Annotated in this window: 16 protein-coding genes and 1 pseudogene; 10 read left to right on the forward strand and 7 right to left on the reverse strand. The window is 59.5% G+C overall.

The annotated features are described in order from the left end of the window. Positions 1–55 precede the first annotated feature (55 nt). Both GRX66_RS02090 and glmU read right to left on the reverse strand, forming a co-directional pair. Positions 56–484: a TRAM domain-containing protein gene (locus GRX66_RS02090; RefSeq protein WP_159525040.1), complete on the reverse strand. Its 429-nt coding sequence runs from the start codon at positions 482–484 to the stop codon at positions 56–58. Between the two features lie 345 nt (positions 485–829). Continuing rightward, the gene (gene glmU / locus GRX66_RS02095) at positions 830–2,044 is read right to left on the reverse strand and encodes a bifunctional sugar-1-phosphate nucleotidylyltransferase/acetyltransferase (RefSeq protein WP_394351505.1); all 1,215 of its coding nucleotides are present in this window, start codon (positions 2,042–2,044) and stop codon (positions 830–832) included. 310 nt (positions 2,045–2,354) lie between these two features. On the opposite strand from glmU, the gene GRX66_RS02100 reads away from it, so the two are divergent. The 6 genes from GRX66_RS02100 to GRX66_RS02125 all read left to right on the forward strand — a co-directional run bounded on the left by GRX66_RS02100 (position 2,355) and on the right by GRX66_RS02125 (position 5,893). Next, a complete protein-coding gene (locus GRX66_RS02100; protein WP_159525042.1) occupies positions 2,355–2,669 on the forward strand; it encodes a toxin-antitoxin system TumE family protein in 315 nt (104 codons plus the stop codon). Between the two features lie 34 nt (positions 2,670–2,703). Next, positions 2,704–3,123: an HVO_A0114 family putative DNA-binding protein gene (locus GRX66_RS02105; protein WP_159525043.1), complete on the forward strand. Its 420-nt coding sequence runs from the start codon at positions 2,704–2,706 to the stop codon at positions 3,121–3,123. 551 nt (positions 3,124–3,674) lie between these two features. Beyond that, positions 3,675–3,887 (forward strand): hypothetical protein, encoded by a 213-nt coding sequence (locus GRX66_RS02110; protein ID WP_159525044.1) that lies wholly within the window; start codon positions 3,675–3,677, stop codon positions 3,885–3,887. A 40-nt stretch (positions 3,888–3,927) separates the two neighbouring features. Next, positions 3,928–4,440 (forward strand): hypothetical protein, encoded by a 513-nt coding sequence (locus tag GRX66_RS02115; protein ID WP_159525045.1) that lies wholly within the window; start codon positions 3,928–3,930, stop codon positions 4,438–4,440. Between the two features lie 356 nt (positions 4,441–4,796). After that, positions 4,797–5,336 (forward strand): winged helix-turn-helix domain-containing protein, encoded by a 540-nt coding sequence (locus tag GRX66_RS02120; protein WP_159525046.1) that lies wholly within the window; start codon positions 4,797–4,799, stop codon positions 5,334–5,336. Further along, entirely contained in the window at positions 5,333–5,893 is a 561-nt protein-coding gene (locus GRX66_RS02125) for a hypothetical protein (protein WP_233745251.1), read from the forward strand. Before GRX66_RS02120 ends, GRX66_RS02125 begins: the two co-directional genes overlap by 4 nt. Before the next feature lie 452 nt (positions 5,894–6,345). Here GRX66_RS02125 and GRX66_RS02130 read toward each other — a convergent pair whose 3' ends face one another. Then, positions 6,346–6,783, reverse strand: a complete 438-nt coding sequence (locus GRX66_RS02130) for a hypothetical protein (RefSeq protein ID WP_159525047.1) — start codon at positions 6,781–6,783, stop codon at positions 6,346–6,348. Between the two features lie 124 nt (positions 6,784–6,907). On the opposite strand from GRX66_RS02130, the pseudogene GRX66_RS20705 reads away from it, so the two are divergent. The 4 genes and pseudogenes from GRX66_RS20705 (at position 6,908) to GRX66_RS02150 (ending at position 10,354) form a co-directional block, all read left to right on the forward strand. Next, positions 6,908–7,426: pseudogene (locus GRX66_RS20705) on the forward strand (DUF7342 family protein). Positions 7,427–7,746: 320 nt separating this feature from the next. Further along, a complete protein-coding gene (locus GRX66_RS02140) occupies positions 7,747–8,796 on the forward strand; it encodes an RNA-guided endonuclease TnpB family protein (RefSeq protein ID WP_159525048.1) in 1,050 nt (349 codons plus the stop codon). A gap of 467 nt (positions 8,797–9,263) precedes the next feature. Continuing rightward, complete coding sequence (locus tag GRX66_RS02145; protein ID WP_201292886.1) at positions 9,264–9,875, forward strand: winged helix-turn-helix domain-containing protein; 612 nt, start codon at positions 9,264–9,266, stop codon at positions 9,873–9,875. Beyond that, on the forward strand, positions 9,872–10,354 hold the full coding sequence (locus GRX66_RS02150; protein ID WP_201292887.1) for a hypothetical protein: 483 nt from the start codon (positions 9,872–9,874) through the stop codon (positions 10,352–10,354). Before GRX66_RS02145 ends, GRX66_RS02150 begins: the two co-directional genes overlap by 4 nt. Before the next feature lie 80 nt (positions 10,355–10,434). Here GRX66_RS02150 and GRX66_RS02155 read toward each other — a convergent pair whose 3' ends face one another. The 4 genes from GRX66_RS02155 to glmS form a co-directional block, all read right to left on the reverse strand. Then, on the reverse strand, positions 10,435–10,938 hold the full coding sequence (locus GRX66_RS02155) for a ribonuclease H-like domain-containing protein (RefSeq protein ID WP_201292888.1): 504 nt from the start codon (positions 10,936–10,938) through the stop codon (positions 10,435–10,437). Between the two features lie 61 nt (positions 10,939–10,999). After that, positions 11,000–12,634: an outer membrane protein assembly factor BamB family protein gene (locus tag GRX66_RS02160; RefSeq protein ID WP_159525049.1), complete on the reverse strand. Its 1,635-nt coding sequence runs from the start codon at positions 12,632–12,634 to the stop codon at positions 11,000–11,002. A gap of 118 nt (positions 12,635–12,752) precedes the next feature. After that, entirely contained in the window at positions 12,753–14,009 is a 1,257-nt protein-coding gene (locus GRX66_RS02165; protein ID WP_159525050.1) for an RNA-guided endonuclease InsQ/TnpB family protein, read from the reverse strand. 269 nt (positions 14,010–14,278) lie between these two features. Further along, positions 14,279–16,081, reverse strand: coding sequence for a glutamine--fructose-6-phosphate transaminase (isomerizing) (gene glmS / locus GRX66_RS02170; RefSeq protein WP_159525051.1), 1,803 nt, complete (start codon positions 16,079–16,081; stop codon positions 14,279–14,281). Between the last annotated feature and the right edge of the window lie 62 nt (positions 16,082–16,143).

Here is a 16,143-nt window from a genome sequence, read left to right on the forward strand (position 1 = left end):
TGGTTCGGTTTCAGACACCGAACTGAACAATGAAATCGCGCTACAACTACTGCTACTAATCGTAGTAACTGATCCGTTCGACGACGTCGGCGAACGCGACAGTCTCCTGGACGTCGGTCACTTCGACGGTGACTCGTTCGCCCTTGTCGGTGTCAGAGACGATCACGACGAATCCTCGTTCGACGCGAGCGATTCCGTCGCCCTGGTCGCCCAGCGATTCGATTTCGACGTCCCGCCGGTCACCCACTTCGACCGGTGGTTCAGGATGGCCACGGTCCGCGTGCGCTTCTGAATCAGCACCAGGAGCACCAGACGCGGTACTATCGGTTTCTTGTGGCGATGGGGTGGGAAGGACTGCAAGCCGGTAGGTCTCACCCGCGACTAGATTACCCTGCTCCTGGCTGGGAATCTGGAACACGTAGGAATCGTCCTGTTCGTCGACTTCCGTGGTAAAGAGACACTGGAGTTGGTCTGGAATTTCCATACAATTAGTCTTATCATGGATTTTCGTTCCCGGTATTTGGTTCCATGGAATTCATCCAGCTACTACTGTCTCTTCACGGAACGGGCGTACTCGTCCCGTCACTAAGGCCCTCACTGGGTTGAACCATCCATGACAGATAACGCATGGAGCGGACGGAGCGGAAGACACAGCCGATTGTTCGCCAGTATTCCATTACAGAGAATCGAGGAGAAAGCCCCGCCATGGATCGGAAGGCGCCACTCGATCTAGTGGGCTCCGAGCCGCTGTTCAAGATGTATCGTAAAGAAATCGTAAGTTCGGAAATCCTAATTTCTAAATTCGGAAGCTCCGAGATGAATTTGACGGTCAGCGTTGGGGTTTGTTTTCGAGAGGGGTGTCGGGCTCGTGATTCGCACCGGTGTCGTCTCGGTGTTTGTCTCGGGTGACGACTTCGCCGGGGGTGGTTCGTGCGTTCGTCCCGAGTGTGACGCCGGCGTTGAGGCTCGTGTTGATGCCCGTTTTGGCTCCGTGGCCGACGACGACGCCGAACTTCCGGCGGTGCGTGTCCGTCATCTCGCCTTTGACCTGGACGCGGACGGTCTGGTCGTCGTGGCGGAGGTTCGCGACCTTGGTTCCGGCGCCGAAGTTCACGTTCCGGCCGAGGACGCTGTCGCCGACGTAGGAGAGATGCCCGACTGCGGTGTCGGCCATGAGGATCGAGTTCTTGACCTCCACGCCGTTGCCGACCCGGACGTTGGGGCCGATGACGGTGCTGCCGCGGACGTATGCGTTCGGCCCGACGTCGGCGCCAGCCTGGATGCGGACCGGGCCTTCGATGTAGGCGCCATCGCGGACGCGCGCGCCTTCTTCAACGACGACGTCCCCGTGTAGCGTCGCGTTGGGTTCGACGTCGCCGTGGATTGTGCGCTCGCAGTCCTCGAGGCGGGTTTCGGTGGCGTCCAACAGCTCCCACGGGCGGCCGATGTCCAGCCAGTCGCCGTCGTATTCGACGGCGGTCACCGGTGTCTCGTCGCTGATGGCGTACTGCAGGGAGTCCGTGATTTCGTATTCGCCGCGCTCGCTGCGCTCGGTCCGGTCGATGTACTCGAAGATGTCGGGCGTGAAGCGATAGAGCCCGAGGTTGGCGAGGTTCGTCGGCGGATCGGACGGCTTCTCGACGATAGTCGTGACCTGTGCGCCGTCTGTGTCGACGACGCCGTATGAGCGTGGGTCCTCGACTGGCATGACGGCGATGGCGGTCGTGGTTGCGGTCGCGAGTCGCTCGACGAGGGCTGGCGTGAGATAGACGTCGCCGTTCAGCGCCAGGAACGGGCCATCGATGTGGGGTTGTGCTTGCTGAATCGCGTGTGCGGTTCCGAGCTGGGCGTCCTGGGTGACGTACTTGATTGGCGTGCCCTGGTAGTTGGACCCGAAGTGTGCTTCGAGCTGGTCGGCCTCATACCCGACGACCAGGACGAACTCGTCAACGTGCGGTACGGCGACATCGAGGACGTGTTCGACAATCGGGGTGCCGCCGACCGGGAGGAGCGGTTTCGGCAACCCGTCCGTCAACGGCCCCATTCGCGTTCCCTGTCCGGCAGCAACGACGACAGCTTGCATTACTCTACCCCGACCACTGGAACGCATTAAGCAACGGGGGTCCAGAACAAGGTAACGTTGAGATTAGTTGGTTCCACGTGAGGGCGAAGGTTTGCAGTCATGTTTCGGGGGAGTCAGGCGTTGCGTGACGATTGATGTTGAGTTGGGAGAGAACCGCGTTTGGAACGGTGAAGTCTGCGTCTTCGGATCAGTGAACACCCCACACAAGTGTTTCTGTTGGGCGTATGCCCAACACACTTATCGTGTTGAGGGGCAAACCAACAGGTACGGTATGGTGCAGGAGCTCACGCACCGCTACACCCACGTCGAAGCCGGGCTCGTCGAGAACGTCGTCATCCGACGGACGACCCACACAGACGCCTACCCGTCCGGCTGGAAGTACACCCTCCATCTGGGAACGCTGCAGGATCTGACGCTCATCCGGTACGACAACGCTCACGAAGATACCAAAGGCCACGAACTCCACACTGCTGCCGGGGACGCAGACGTTGAGTTCCCTGGCATGGAGGAACTCATCGTTGAGTTTTGGGCCAGTGCTGACGAATACTGGGACACGATTGGTGGCAACCCACCCCGTCCCTATTGACAGCAGAGACAACCCACATCCAACACACCCGACCATGACCACGCTTCACATCACCGTCGGCGACCGAGCACAGCTCCGAGAGGATACGCTCCACTTCATTCAGACTGCCGAGGCTGATGAACTGGACGAAAGCGATAAGCGTGCAGTACTCCAGTTCGGGACCTATGACGATCTCGTCGACAGCCTCACTCCGCTACGCCTCGAGCTCATCCAGGCGATCGCCAAAGAGCGCCCTTCAAGTATGCGGGAGGCTGCACGACTCGTCGACCGCGATGTCTCCGACGTTCATGCAGATCTGAAACAGCTGGAGGTGCTGGGTATCCTCGAACTCAAGGAAGGTGGCCCCGGGGGAGCGATCCAGCCAGTTGTCCCCTTCGATAAAATCGAGATGCACATCGACTACCCCCTTCTCGACGACGTCGACGCAGACAGCACTCCCGCTAGCGCTGACTAGCCACCCGATTTTCACCCTCTGAGAGGGTGCGAGGACGGTGAGAAAGCGCCCGTGGAGAGTGCAGGACTGACTCAAAGCAACAACCAAATCGAGCAGTTGAGTCACCTTCCAGTGGAGTAACGACGTCTCAAACCGAGTACGTTGAGTAGACGGCGAACATCGCCTACACGAGTGTGACAACTCGCACACGACCACCGCGTCCTCGTCGCCACGCGAGGAAGCTGAGTAGACTCAGGCCTGCCGCGAGAACGAAAATACCGAGACTAACGTACTGTTCGAGGAGTTGGGCGAGTGGCATACGTTGGTATCTGTACAGACGGCCGGCGGGACGTACTCAGTAATCGATACACGTCAACCGAGGGGGGTAGCCGGGAAAACGATTGGCGTTCAATCGTCGAATCCAAGCAATCCATTGCGCAGGTCAGCCTCGTCTTCTGTTGGTTGATACAGTCTGCACTGCGTCGGCTGTCGGACGGTTGGTACCACAGGACCGGGCACTCACGTTGTACACACGGTAAGGGCTAAGCGGTGTGGCTCACAATGTACACACAATGAGTAGCGACAAAAAGCGCGTCCAGTTTCGGGCGCCGCACCGGCTTGTCGACCGAACCGATGCGCTCGCGGACGTCCTCGGGGAGGACCGAACAGATATTCTCGTAACTGCGCTCCCTTCGGGAACTGCGGTTGTTCCTGCAAAGCGCGTCTTGGAAGCAGGAAGCCCCTGCCTCAAGGAGCCGCCCAAGGCGGCGAGTAGGCAGGGGTAGTTCACACGAGGACTTCATCGACGACGTCGCCGACGCATAGATGCCGCGACTCGTCGCAGACGCGTCCGCCCTCGTGAGTCTCGGTGTCGTAACTGAAGCCAATCCCGACTCACTCGCGCTCTGTCTGGCCCGATACGAGGTTGTCGTCCCAACGGTGGTCGTCGAGGAACTTCAGGAGATTGCCTCTTTCGATGACGTCCACGGTCGTGCTGCAACTACCGTTCTCGACCGAACTGAGACTCTCGAAACGCGGTCAGTGGGACTCGACGCCGAATTTCCGCTCGACGACGGTGAAAATGCGGCGATCACCCTTTCGAACGACCTTGATGCCGCCTTGTTGCTTTGTGATGAGTTCACCCAGCTCGGCTTGATTCACGCATCGCTCGTTGATACCCGGTTTGTGACGACGCCAACACTACTCTCAGTCTTCGTTCGAAACGGCCAGCTGTCACCTGCCGATGCTCAGGTGCTCCTCGACGAGATCAGTGACGCTCGCAGTTGGGATGCGAACAGCTACGTGCAACGCGCCCGCTCATTGCTCGCCAAGTCCTAAGGACCCCCTCACGTCTGGGATTGACTCTTGTCAATCATATGAGCTACCTGCTGACATTCTCGGGTCGGTCCCGCAAATGGTGGGGTTATCCCCTACCCGGACGGGTTCGAGGGCAAGTTCACTGGCAACCCCCTCCAAGAGCGATCCTCCTAGGGTGAGCGAACTAGGGTGGTGTCGTTGACCCGACAGTCTGGGGAGATAAGAGGATATATTTTGCCTCGAGAAGGAAATATGTGTTCTTAGGGTGACATCACTGCGTTGACCTCCTCGTTCTTCGTGATCCTTCGTAGGAAAACCTATAGTGGAATAATTTTGCTTTGGAAAATATTATGTTCTTTCGTGGCGTGGTGTAGGGTATGACGGACTCACGTGACGCGGAAGACGAACCGGCGTATGTTTCGCGGTGGAAGGAAGCAACCACGGGATTCGACCGGGTCCGGTCGGTTGCGTCGTCGCTCGAGGAGCCGCGGACAGCGGGCTGGATCGCCGATGAATCACATGTCTCTGAGCCGACGACGCGGAATCATCTCGAACGGCTCGTCGACCTCGGCGTGCTCGTCACCGACGAATCAACACGGGGCAAAACGTACTATCCGGACCCAGTCTACACGCGCCTGACTGCGATCCAGGAACTCGTCGCAGAGAACTCCGAAGCTGACCTCACCCAACAGGCAACAGCCATCCAAGCGGATATCGAGACCTGGAAAGCCGAATACGACCCCGAGTCACCGCGGTCGCTTCGTGCATCCGTCACGGAGGATATCTCCGTTGAAGACGCCCAACAGCGGCTGCGCATCGCGGCAGATTGGGAGTCCGCACAGTACCAACTCTCGCTGCTTCGGGACGCGATCGACCACTACGAAACGTATACTGCCCATCCACCCGCCTCTGCATGACTCCCGTGGACGGACCGGATGACGGTAGTAAGCAGACTGCCATCGATAGTCGGCTCGGCCGCCAGCCACACCGACCTGATGGCGGTCGGGAGTCGCCACAGGAAGACGCTGCGCAACGACACCGGATTCTGCGATCCCTGCGCGAGCAACTCGAACGCCATCCAGCCATCAAATCCGCGTGGGGGAGTCCGGACGGGCAGTATGCTGAACTTGCGACGGACGTCGACCCGGCACAGTTCGGGCGCGATAGTGAATCAGCGTCGCTACGGGTGACGTGGCAGCCCGATCCGCAGCTTCCACCGGAGACGAGTCTCGACGACCGCCGCCGGACATCACTCACGTCGAACTTCAAAATCCACTACAGCGAGTCGTCGGGGGTCGACTGTGGCGTCCATCTCGAACCGAATCCACACGTCGACGGTCATCTCCACTATCAGGAGCGTCCCGCACCAACCGACGAGTACGACTATGACGAAGTATCGCTTACGGCGACAGCGCCCGTCGGTGTGCTCTGGGAGGGCCTCGAAATTATCGCCGATCGGCTTCAGCAGGTGTAGACTAGATAGAGTGGAGATGTCTGGAAAATCGCCATAATGAGGCGTATCATGTGAACGGATAATTCGTTACCGACTCATAGGATGACACTCTCTTTGATGGTGAGCGAAAACATGAGGATGGGCTACGTATCGCGGACACTGAGAGGGTCACTGCGTGGGGAGTAGATCATTCGTGAAAGCTGATTGAAACCTCGTTGCCTCGTTCATCGAGATGCACGATGGAGAGATTCCCGCCAGCAGTTGTAGCGGCCAATTTCGCATACCAAGGGCCGAGTCCATCGGAATGAATCAGGCTGGTGAGAACCTGCCTTTAACGAGTGTGTTGTTCCGGAAAGACAGATAGATAATATTTCGGAGTGTCAGGCGGCTACGGGGATGGTCGAAGCGATGGCGGTCGCATTGAATGAGATTGCGTGAATCGACTGTCGCCACTGGGTGAATGCCCACCGTCGTTACAGCACGTCGTGAGGACCAGCCGTGTCCAGTTGGGTTGTCAGCTGGTGGTGTGTGTCGAGGCCGGTTCGGAATCGATTGATGAGCTCGGATTGGTGCTCGGGGCAGACGAGAATCGCGACAGCACCGCCGGCAACCGGAACGAGCGGCTGATGCGGCGTATGTGCGGCGAGGCCACAACTGGGACAGCGAACGCCGCCAGCTGGTCGATGGTCGAGGAGGTCAGCAGTCGCGTCCGTTGTGTAGCCACAGATCGAGGCGAACTGCTGGCGATGATCGTCACACCCGATGATGGGGGCTGTCAGCTGGTCGACCAACAGAAACGACAGCATGTCGCGTTCCGGCGACTGGAGCGCTCCTTCGCAGGCGTCACACTGCATCGGCGGCAGCTCCGCGGGTTCCGCTGGGTCGTGGGGCGGCGAATCTCCGGAATCCATCTGAAGGCAGGCTTCGGTTCCGGCCCGAGACGGGTAAGTGATGGGGAGACCAGCGGACTTGGGTACCAATAGTGGCTTAGCCAACAATGGTGTTGACCACGGACATGTTGGATACGGCGTTCCTGTGTCAGGCGACGCTCGTCGGGACGGCCCGCCGTCGTTCGATCGCCCATTCGAAGGCGGGGACACGAAACAGCGCGTGTACGGCGCGATCCTCCACGCCCGTGAGCCGATGACGGCCGCTGAGATCGCCGAACGTGCAGACTGCTCTGAGGAGTCCGCACGGACGCACCTTGCCTTCTACGCCGACCTCGGCATCGTCATCCACCACGACGGCCGCCCCGCTCGATAGGAGCGCAACGACGACTACTTCGAGTGGCGGCGAATGAATGAACTGGCGAACGAACACACCGTCGAAGAACTACAGGCTCGGGTTTCAGAACTCACCGACCAAATCGAAGCATATCGCGAGGAGTACGACGCTGACTCGCCCGCCGAGGTTGATGTCCTCGAATACGACGCCGAGGACGTTGACGACGTGTATGCAGACCTTGGGGACTGGGCGACCGCTATCGAGGAGCGCTGGCTCCACGAGCGCGCCCGCCAGAAGGCGACCAGCTCGACAGCGCCATCGCAAGGCTGACGATGGTGCCGGCCGACGACGGCGCGAGTCCCGCGCCACTCGACCGGGCAGTGTTAGGAGTGGGAGGAGGTCAATACCCGGGCGATGTGTCTGCTCGATTTGAGATACGGTGGTATTGCAATGACAATTTCACCGTTCACTGTCAAGAAGAGCGCCAAGAGAGTGTGGAAGGGTCGGTGGGACCGTTACGGAAGTGCGAGGAGAAAGCCCCGCCCTTTAGGGCGGGGATGAATCCGACAGTCGATGACACAATCCACCGACGATAGCACGGCCTGATATTCCAACATATCCTTAAGCAATCACGTCCAATCACAAGTGTAATGGTCACGGTGACTGTCACCGCGAAGTTCCACAACCCATCCCTCTCACGGCGCAAAGAGTGGCAACGCGCTACCCGCCTCTACCGTGACACCAAACAGTTCTGTATCGACGGATGGGAGAATGGCGACTTCGGCAAATCCGTGACCACGGCCAGCATCAACAACGACCTCTACTCGGCCATCCAGAACCAAGCCATCCGAGAGGCGAAATCCGACCACAGCAAGGACGGAGAGGTTCGCTACCGAGAAAGTCAGCCGTTCGCAATCAACAACCAGAACTGGGAACTCGACACGACCAAGAACGGCACGGTCGTCGTCGGCTTCCCGTGCGTCTCCCAATGGTGGTACACCCCAATAGAGGTGTACGACGACATAGCTGACTCTGTAGACCGACTGGCCGAGGGTGACGCCGAGAAGACCCGACTGCAAGTGTACCGTCGCGGAGACGACTGGTACTGTACGTTCAATACCGAGTACGACACCAACACGTCAGGTGAGACGCCAATTGGTGTGGATATTGGTGAACGGCATATCCTCGCTGTAACCGCCTACGGTGAGGGTGAGTCGATGCTGGTGTCGGGTGGTGAGGCGAAGTACGTTCGACGCAAATATCGTTCCCTACGCGAGTCGCTCTCCGGAGCGGGTGCGCTTCGCGCACGCAACCGCGTGGGTGACAAAGAACAGCGTCGAATCAAGGACTTGAACCACAACCTCTCCCGTCGCCTCATCACGTTCGCGGAACAGTTCGAGAATCCCGTCATTCGGCTGGAAGACCTCGAAGGCATCCGCGAGAACAGTTCGTGGTCGGGCGTCCACTCGTGGCACTTCCACCAACTCCAACAGTTCATCACGTACAAGGCCGAACGCGCTGGAATCCGCGTCGAGACGGTCGATGCGTACCACACCAGCCAGCAGTGTTCGGTGTGTGGGTCGATGGGAACCCGTGATGGCGACCACTTTTCGTGTTCGGAGTGTGGTCGAGGACGCCACGCCGACCTGAACGCTTCAGAAAATATCGCTCAACGGGAGGGTGACCCATGCACGGGCTAACGCTTCGGGCGAGTCGAACCGTGCTACCTCGCTGGTTGAATAGCCAGCCGTCGTTGACGCCCGCAGATTGCGGGGAGGAAGGCCCCATTGACAGGGCTACACGCGCTGGAAAGCACACCGTTGGTCACAACTCGGTAACGACCTTCGACGTTCCACGCGAAAGCGTCCTTGAGAACCGAGGAAACGCGCAACCTGAATATCCCCTTCGGGGAATCCTCGCCCTTTAGCGCGGGGAGGATGTCAACCCAGCAGTCACAACGAACGAGATCGCTTTCATTCGCCGCCGGACGCAAATCGTGTTGACGCAGGGACGCACAGTGGCCCCCAGACCAACGTGACGTCTGCCGCCCTGCCCTCGATTCCGTCGAAGAACGAGTCGAAGCTCTGTAGGGCCAGCAGTGAGGAGTCGAGAGAACAAAATACTGGCCCACAGATTATTATACTAGTCTCTCGTTGTTTGGCATATCATGTCCGAGGAGATGGCCCCGCCCTATCGAATGGTCCCGGATGGCGGGACCGAACATCGCAACGTAAACGATGTCGTTGAAGAAGAATGGGTTGAGGAGACGACGCCGTTTGAACGAGTGTACGAAATCATCCGCACTACCTACAACCCTGCATCCGCCGGAGAGATCGCCGACCGCGCGCGCGTCTCGGCAACCACGGCGCGAAAGCACCTGCGAACGCTCGAAAGCGCTGGCGAAGTAACAACCTCCCAAGATGGGCAGACGACGTGTTATCGACGATCGGAAACGGCAATTGTCACCGAACATGCACAGTCGCTGCTCGCAGAACTGTCCCCCGAAGAGATCGCCTCCGGCATTGCTGATATGAAGGCACAGATACAGGAGTGGCGTGAGGAGTATGGTGTCGATTCACCTGAAGAATTCGCCCGTGAACGAGACGTCGACGACGTCGACAGCGACTACGGTGCCCTCCTCACGGAATGGCAAACGACGCGACGCAACCTCGCACTCGCACAAGCAACACTCGCAATCGGTGAAGCAAGCAATACTGGCCACCTGACTGGCACAGATACCGACGATGAAGGCGATAGCGATCCATCCATCGTCGTATGACCAGCGACGAGACTCCTTCTCAACAGTCTCAGTCGGTCGAACAATCCGAGGTATTTGGGCCGATTGACGCCGGGGCGTTGCGTGAGATTCGCGACCTGATCATGGAGCAGGAGCCGCTGGCCGAGACAGCGTCACTAGATGACCCGTTGAATCCACAGACGCTCTCGGTCGAACTGTCCGATGGAGTCGGTGCAGCGTCAACTGCTCGGATCGACATCCGGTGGAGTCTAACCGAAAACTATGCGATCCACTACACGGACGACCGGAATCAGAATTTCCGGTTCGATTGCCACCCGAAACCGGACGCGCCGAGACGACACTTCCATCCACCACCCGACGCTCCCAGCCGTCCCGTCGAGGAATCCTGTATTGCTGTGTCTGAGGCCGGCCTTGTGACGCGAGCGATTCTCCAACGATGGCGATACGCCTATACCAACGAGACGTTCGAGGGAATCTACGACGCTGAGACCCCGCCATAGCTCTACCCCTTGACGATAGGCCTGTCCTCCTTGTCCTACTGGCGGGGGACTCGTGCTTTCGGAACAGATACAACCAGCCCTCAGACGATCGGTTCGAGCGGTTTCATCGTGAAATCTGACTTTGAGCAATACCGTTCTGCGAGTTCCATCAACGCTCGAGTCCGTCGGATATCGGCGACGTTGTGAGTGATGAGTAGCTCGTAAGCGCTCTCCTTCCATGCGGTGACCGCCTCGCAACTGTCGGTGAATGGATCCAGCTCGTTCAACTTGGCGCCAATCAGTTCCTCGTAGACGCCACTCAGCGTACCCTCACTCGTATTGAAACGTGTCTCGAAGACATCCATCACGTCGACGGATGGCAACGTTCCAAACGGCCACTCGAGCCCGTGCGTACAGAGGCGAGTCCGGAAAAACGGCAAGTCAAATCCGCCGTTCCACCGCTCACCGTTGTACGCGACGAGCTTTGCATCGCGTTGGGTGAATGTCGATGTGACGAACGTTGCCAGTTCGTTCAGAAGCTCCTGTTCGCTGTCGTGGAGTGAGCACTGTACTGGTGTCTCGAGCGTGTGGCACTGTTTTTGCACGATTAACGGGAAACCCACTCTGTAGGGGGTTTGTAGTGATTTTAAACGAGAACGCAGGCGGTCAAGTGGTGAGGACGAACACGTCTTCGGGCCAGTTCCCCACGAGTGTCACGTCTTGGATGGTGACTGGGAGCGAGACACGGCCACCATCTGGGGTTGCTTGCGCTACGTCGAGGGCCCAGACGCCCCAGTCACCGACATAAACCGTGTCTCCATGGATGGCAGTGGTCTGGTGGACCTCACCCGGTGTCTGGTGGTGGGTGCGTTCGTCACCGGTGGTGGCGTCGATGGTGTAGACCCCCGAGTCCGTTGCGGCGTACACCTCTGAGTCCCCGGCGATTGGGTCGGCGGTGAGTTCGGTTTCGGCCCGGAACTGCCACTCGATGTCACCTGTCGGTGCGTCGAGCGCGTGGAGTGTTCGGTCGTCGTGGCGGACGTAGACAGTGCCATTCGAGACGATTGGCGCACGCTCCAGCCCTGTTGTGGTCTCTGCGGTCCACTGTTTGGTCCCGTCTGTGGTGTCGATTGCGTGGAAGCCACCGCGGGCGCCGCTCACGTACGCCGTACCGGATGCGATGGTCGGTTTGAGGAACGTATAGTCGATTCCGGTCGTTTTGTACCGCCACTCAGTGTCGCCAGTTGTGGTGTCGAGTTTGTAGAGTGAGCCGCGTCCCTGGACGCCGCCCACCGCGTAGAGCGCGTCGCTGGTCCGGGTGAGAGCAACAATGTGATTCGAGGGGAGTTCAGTGTGCCAGTGGCTGGTGCCGTCGGCGTTAATGGCGTACACGAGGCCGCGGTCGCCGGCAACGTAGACGGTGTCCTCGTCGACAACGGGATTCGTATCGATGTCCGTCTCAGTCGTGTATGCCCATCGTTCGGTCCCGTCCGTGGTTGCGAATGCGTGGAGGGTGTTGGTCTCGGTGGCGACGTAGACGGTGTCTCCGTTCGGGGTGACGCCACCGCTGTCTGTGGCAAGCGGGTCGAGGCCGGCGGTCCATCGCTCCGCTCCGTCGGCGGCGTCTAGGGCCAGCACGCCCTCAGCGTGGACAGCGTAGATCGTAGTGCCGTCGAGGTGTGGTGTGCGGAATGCGTCGTAGGTGTTGGTGGACCATGCGAGTGGGGCGTCTGGGAGGACCGTCGGGTAGTCGGTGCCGACGACGACAGCGCCGATTTGGCCAAGCTGCTCGTGCGGGCGGCACACGTAGCGATGGATTCCGGTGTCTTCGAAGGTATGTGCGAACGTGGCGTCGTCGCCCTCAAAGAGGTCGGATTCGAAGATTCCGTCTTTCGCGACGACGTCGTGTGCCGTCTCGTCGTCTACGTCCCAGGTAACGGTCGCTCCGGGGTCGACCTGGACTGCAACCGGGTCGAACGTGTACTGGCCACTGGACTCGATGCTGGTGACAGTGACGTCCGTCTGGCCGTACGCTGCGACGGTTTCGGGGTCCGAGTTGGCCTGTGATAGCCAGCCGTCGTAATCGGGGCGGGGCGGTCGACTTCCAGCCTCTCCACCACCACTTTCACTGGTGTCCTTGCTCGTTGACGGGGCGTCTGTCGACGCCGCTGTTGGTTCCGGCGACGATTGTGTCGTTGCCGCTGAATCATCTGGAGTCGATGATGAACAGCCTGCGAGTCCTGAACTCAGTCCGGCGAGGGTGAGAAGGTAGGTTCGTCTGGTCGTGTCCGTGTCGGGCATACGGGGACGTGAAAGTGACAGCGAATAAAGGCTAGTGTGTAAACTACCCCACCCTACTTTGCTCACCCTAGCGGGTTCGCTCGTTGAGGGTGGGGGCTTTGATGTGGACTCCCGGCGATCAACTCTCGGCGGTTGGCCGATAGCCGTCGCCGTTCAGCGTCCCACCATTTATACGCACGTCTACTGGTGCGTCTGCCCTCCCCGACGTGGGCGAGGAACGCAGTCTGTGTTCTCGCTTCCGCATATACCGCAGGCCGACGTTTTTCGCGCCGTTATAGTCTGCGTTGATTTCGTACCCACACTTCAGACACCGGAACTGCTCGCCGTCACGATTGTCTTCGTGAGTAAACCCACAGTCAGTACGAGAACATCGCTGACTGGTGTGGTCGGGTTCGACCTGCTCAACCGCCACACCACGTTCTGGAGCTTTATACTCGACGTACTCGACAAGCCGGCGAAATGCCCAGCTGTGATGCCAGTCAGCGTGGGGTAGCCGCTCTCGAATGTCAGTCAAGTCCTCGAACACGATCACGTCGCAGTCGTGGTCAACCGCCTCCTCAACGATCTCGTTGGCGACCGTGTGGATGTACTGTTTCCGCCATAGTCGCTCTCGCTTTCCAAGTCGAAGCAAGGCGTTATGCGCGGCTTGTGTCCCACGCTGTTGCATCTCTGCCCGTCGCTTCTCGAACTCCTGTATCCAGTGGTCGTACTCGTCACCGCTCCAGAACATGCCGGTGCTGGCGACGGCAAGGCTGTTCACGCCGAGGTCGATACCGAGGACTGTTTGGTGCGCGGTATCGTTCGAACCCTCGATTTCAACAGCGTCACCGCCTGTATATACCTTCCGCGTTTTGACGTGGAAGTAGAATTCGTCGGTAGCTTGGTCGTACTGGAGTGTACTCGTCCGAAACTCGTAGTCCTCCGACAGGACGAACTCCTCGTATGGTGTTGGACTGTCTGCTGGTAACTCAAAGCCACATTCGATGCGTCCGTTCACCGTCGAAAGCGAGATTTTGTTGCGGTAGAACGTCGCACTGCGCTTGTCGTACACCAGACTCCACGAGGTGAACTCCGGCTTGTTCGTCCGTTTGCCCTGTTTCCAGCGGTCAACACCACTATCGACGGCGTGGACGGCACGCCGGATGGCTTCTTGGACAAGATTCGCGGTCAGGTCTGTTTCGTCACGGAGTCGGTCGTACAACGCATCCCTGGCTGTCACGTTCGAGGTGATACAGTCTTCGTAGTCGGTATTGTCCCAACAGTAGTCACTAGCCCCGTTCGCACAGTAGAGGAATTGCTCGGCAGTTTCGTGGAGGTCGTCACGGTACTCGTCGGGAACGACGAGTTTGACCGGCGCGGTACGCCTGACCTCCATATTTCAGATGTTGTTTCGACGGTACTTAATAATCCGGGAGTCAGACAGCGACAATCCCGTCATGTGTGTCGCGGAGTGTCGGCTTCCTCCCCGGCCTACTCGCTTCGCGCTTCCGACCAGTCGGAAGCTCTCGCTCCTTGAGGCCGGGGGCTCCGCCTCGAAACTGCTGAGAACGCCGCCAGCGCCGCCACCCCACGGCAATCCAATTACGGGAGACGGCGCCGGCATTGATGCGTTCGAGGACAGACCGAATGCTGGCTCGATAGTGGTTACTCGACGGTGACGCTTTTCGCGAGGTTCCGGGGTTTGTCGATGGAGCGGTCTTTCTCGTTCGCGATGTAGTACGCGAACAGCTGGAGGGCGACGTTCGCGACGACCGGCTCCATCGGCCCGCACTGGGGGATGTCGAAAGTGGTGTCGACGTGGCTGGTCGTTGCGGGGTCGCTGGAGACGCCGATGACGGGTGCGCCACGGGATTTGACCTCCTTCACGTTGTTCAGCGTCTTCTCTGGGCGCGTCTGTTCCGTTAGGAGGGCGATCACGGGTGTGTTCGGTGTGACGAGCGCGAGGGGGCCGTGTTTGAGTTCGCCTGCTGGGAAGCCTTCGGCGTGGTCGTAGGAGATCTCTTTGAGTTTGAGCGCGCTCTCCAGCGCGACTGGGTGGCCGGCATCCCGGCCGATGTAGAAGAACGAATCGCTGTCGGCGTACGCCTGGGCGGTCTCCTTGATTGCTTGTTCCTGGTCGAGGACTTGTTGGACTGCGCCGGGAAGGTCGCGGACGCTGCTGAGGAGTTCGCTGGCGTTCTCGGTCGAGATGCTGTCGCGGACTTGCCCGAGGTAGACGGTGAGGAGGGTTACGGTGGCGACCTGGGAGACGAAGGTCTTGGTTGCGGCGACCCCGATTTCGGGGCCAGCGCGGATGAAGACGGTGTCGTCTGCTTCTCGTGTGACTGTGCTGCCGAGCGTGTTTGTGAGTGCGAGGGTGCGTGCGCCCGAGCGTTTGGCTTCGCGGAGTGCGGAGAGCGTGTCGGCGGTCTCTCCGCTCTGGGTGATGGCGAGAACGAGTGTGCGCCACGGGTCGCGGCCGCCGTTGAAGGTGTACTCGCTGGCGATTTCGACGCTCACGCGAACGTCGGCGTGTTCCTCGAGGAGTTCCGCGGCGTAGAGGCCGGCGTGATACGACGTTCCGCACGCGATGATTTGGATTTCCTCGACGGACTGCAGGTACGCTTCGGGCAGGTCGACGTCGAGGTCGACGCTAGTAGCGAGTTCGTTGATGCGGCCGGAGATCGCTTGCCGGAGTGCGGGTGGCTGTTCGTGGATCTCCTTGAGCATGTAGTGGTCGTAGCCGCCCTTTCCGGCGGCGTCAGCGTCCCAATCGAGCGTCTCGGTGTCCCGTTCGACCTCTTCGCCGTCGTTGTAAATCGTGACGTCGTCGTCCGTGAGGTGTGCGAGGTCGCCGGATTCGAGGTAGGTCACGCGGTCGGTGTGTTCGATGAATGCGGTGGCGTCGCTACCGATGTATGTCGCGTCGTCGCTGTGGCCGAGGAGGAGTGGGCTGTCCTCACGGACGACGACGACGCCATCGTGGCCGGCCGCGGTGACCGCAATTGCGTAGCTGCCCTCTAGTTCTTGGGTTGTGCGTTGGACGGCTGTGAGGAGGGACACGTCGTCTGCGAGGTGGGTCTCGATGAGGTGTGGGATGACTTCGGTGTCGGTGTCGCTCTCGAAGATGTGGGATTCGCGGAGCTCAGACTTGAGGTCGTCGTAGTTTTCGATGATGCCGTTGTGGACGACAGCTACGTCACCCGTGCAGTCCGTGTGTGGGTGCGCGTTCTTCGTCGTCGGTTCCCCGTGCGTACTCCAGCGCGTGTGCCCAATCCCAGTCGATGGGTTCTCCGTCTGCGGGACCGTGAGTTCGTTGACCTCGCCTTCGGTTTTGCTGACGGTGACGTCGTCGCTGGCGAGCGCGATGCCCACCGAGTCGTAGCCCCTGTATTCGAGGTTCTGCAACCCCTGATGGACGATACTGCCAGCATCCCCCGGCCCGATGTAGCCCGCGATCCCACACATAGTCAGTTGGTAGTGGTGATGTCTCTGGTGCACTTAGTTGTTCGCTAAATGTGATTTTGTTA

This window comes from Halobacterium bonnevillei, assembly GCF_009831555.1.
GTDB classification, from domain to species: Archaea; Halobacteriota; Halobacteria; order Halobacteriales; family Halobacteriaceae; genus Halobacterium; species Halobacterium bonnevillei.

What these genes read in the sequence shown, in the direction of transcription:
- GRX66_RS02090 (WP_159525040.1), bottom strand. Translation starts at nt 484, where the DNA reads ATGGAAATTCCAGACCAACTCCAGTGTCTCTTTACCACGGAAGTCGAC.
- glmU (WP_394351505.1), bottom strand. Translation starts at nt 2,044, where the DNA reads ATGGGGCCGTTGACGGACGGGTTGCCGAAACCGCTCCTCCCGGTCGGC.
- GRX66_RS02100 (WP_159525042.1), top strand. Translation starts at nt 2,355, where the DNA reads ATGGTGCAGGAGCTCACGCACCGCTACACCCACGTCGAAGCCGGGCTC.
- GRX66_RS02105 (WP_159525043.1), top strand. Translation starts at nt 2,704, where the DNA reads ATGACCACGCTTCACATCACCGTCGGCGACCGAGCACAGCTCCGAGAG.
- GRX66_RS02110 (WP_159525044.1), top strand. Translation starts at nt 3,675, where the DNA reads ATGAGTAGCGACAAAAAGCGCGTCCAGTTTCGGGCGCCGCACCGGCTT.
- GRX66_RS02115 (WP_159525045.1), top strand. Translation starts at nt 3,928, where the DNA reads ATGCCGCGACTCGTCGCAGACGCGTCCGCCCTCGTGAGTCTCGGTGTC.
- GRX66_RS02120 (WP_159525046.1), top strand. Translation starts at nt 4,797, where the DNA reads ATGACGGACTCACGTGACGCGGAAGACGAACCGGCGTATGTTTCGCGG.
- GRX66_RS02125 (WP_233745251.1), top strand. Translation starts at nt 5,333, where the DNA reads ATGACTCCCGTGGACGGACCGGATGACGGTAGTAAGCAGACTGCCATC.
- GRX66_RS02130 (WP_159525047.1), bottom strand. Translation starts at nt 6,783, where the DNA reads ATGGATTCCGGAGATTCGCCGCCCCACGACCCAGCGGAACCCGCGGAG.
- GRX66_RS02140 (WP_159525048.1), top strand. Translation starts at nt 7,747, where the DNA reads ATGGTCACGGTGACTGTCACCGCGAAGTTCCACAACCCATCCCTCTCA.
- GRX66_RS02145 (WP_201292886.1), top strand. Translation starts at nt 9,264, where the DNA reads ATGTCCGAGGAGATGGCCCCGCCCTATCGAATGGTCCCGGATGGCGGG.
- GRX66_RS02150 (WP_201292887.1), top strand. Translation starts at nt 9,872, where the DNA reads ATGACCAGCGACGAGACTCCTTCTCAACAGTCTCAGTCGGTCGAACAA.
- GRX66_RS02160 (WP_159525049.1), bottom strand. Translation starts at nt 12,634, where the DNA reads ATGCCCGACACGGACACGACCAGACGAACCTACCTTCTCACCCTCGCC.
- GRX66_RS02165 (WP_159525050.1), bottom strand. Translation starts at nt 14,009, where the DNA reads ATGGAGGTCAGGCGTACCGCGCCGGTCAAACTCGTCGTTCCCGACGAG.
- glmS (WP_159525051.1), bottom strand. Translation starts at nt 16,081, where the DNA reads ATGTGTGGGATCGCGGGCTACATCGGGCCGGGGGATGCTGGCAGTATC.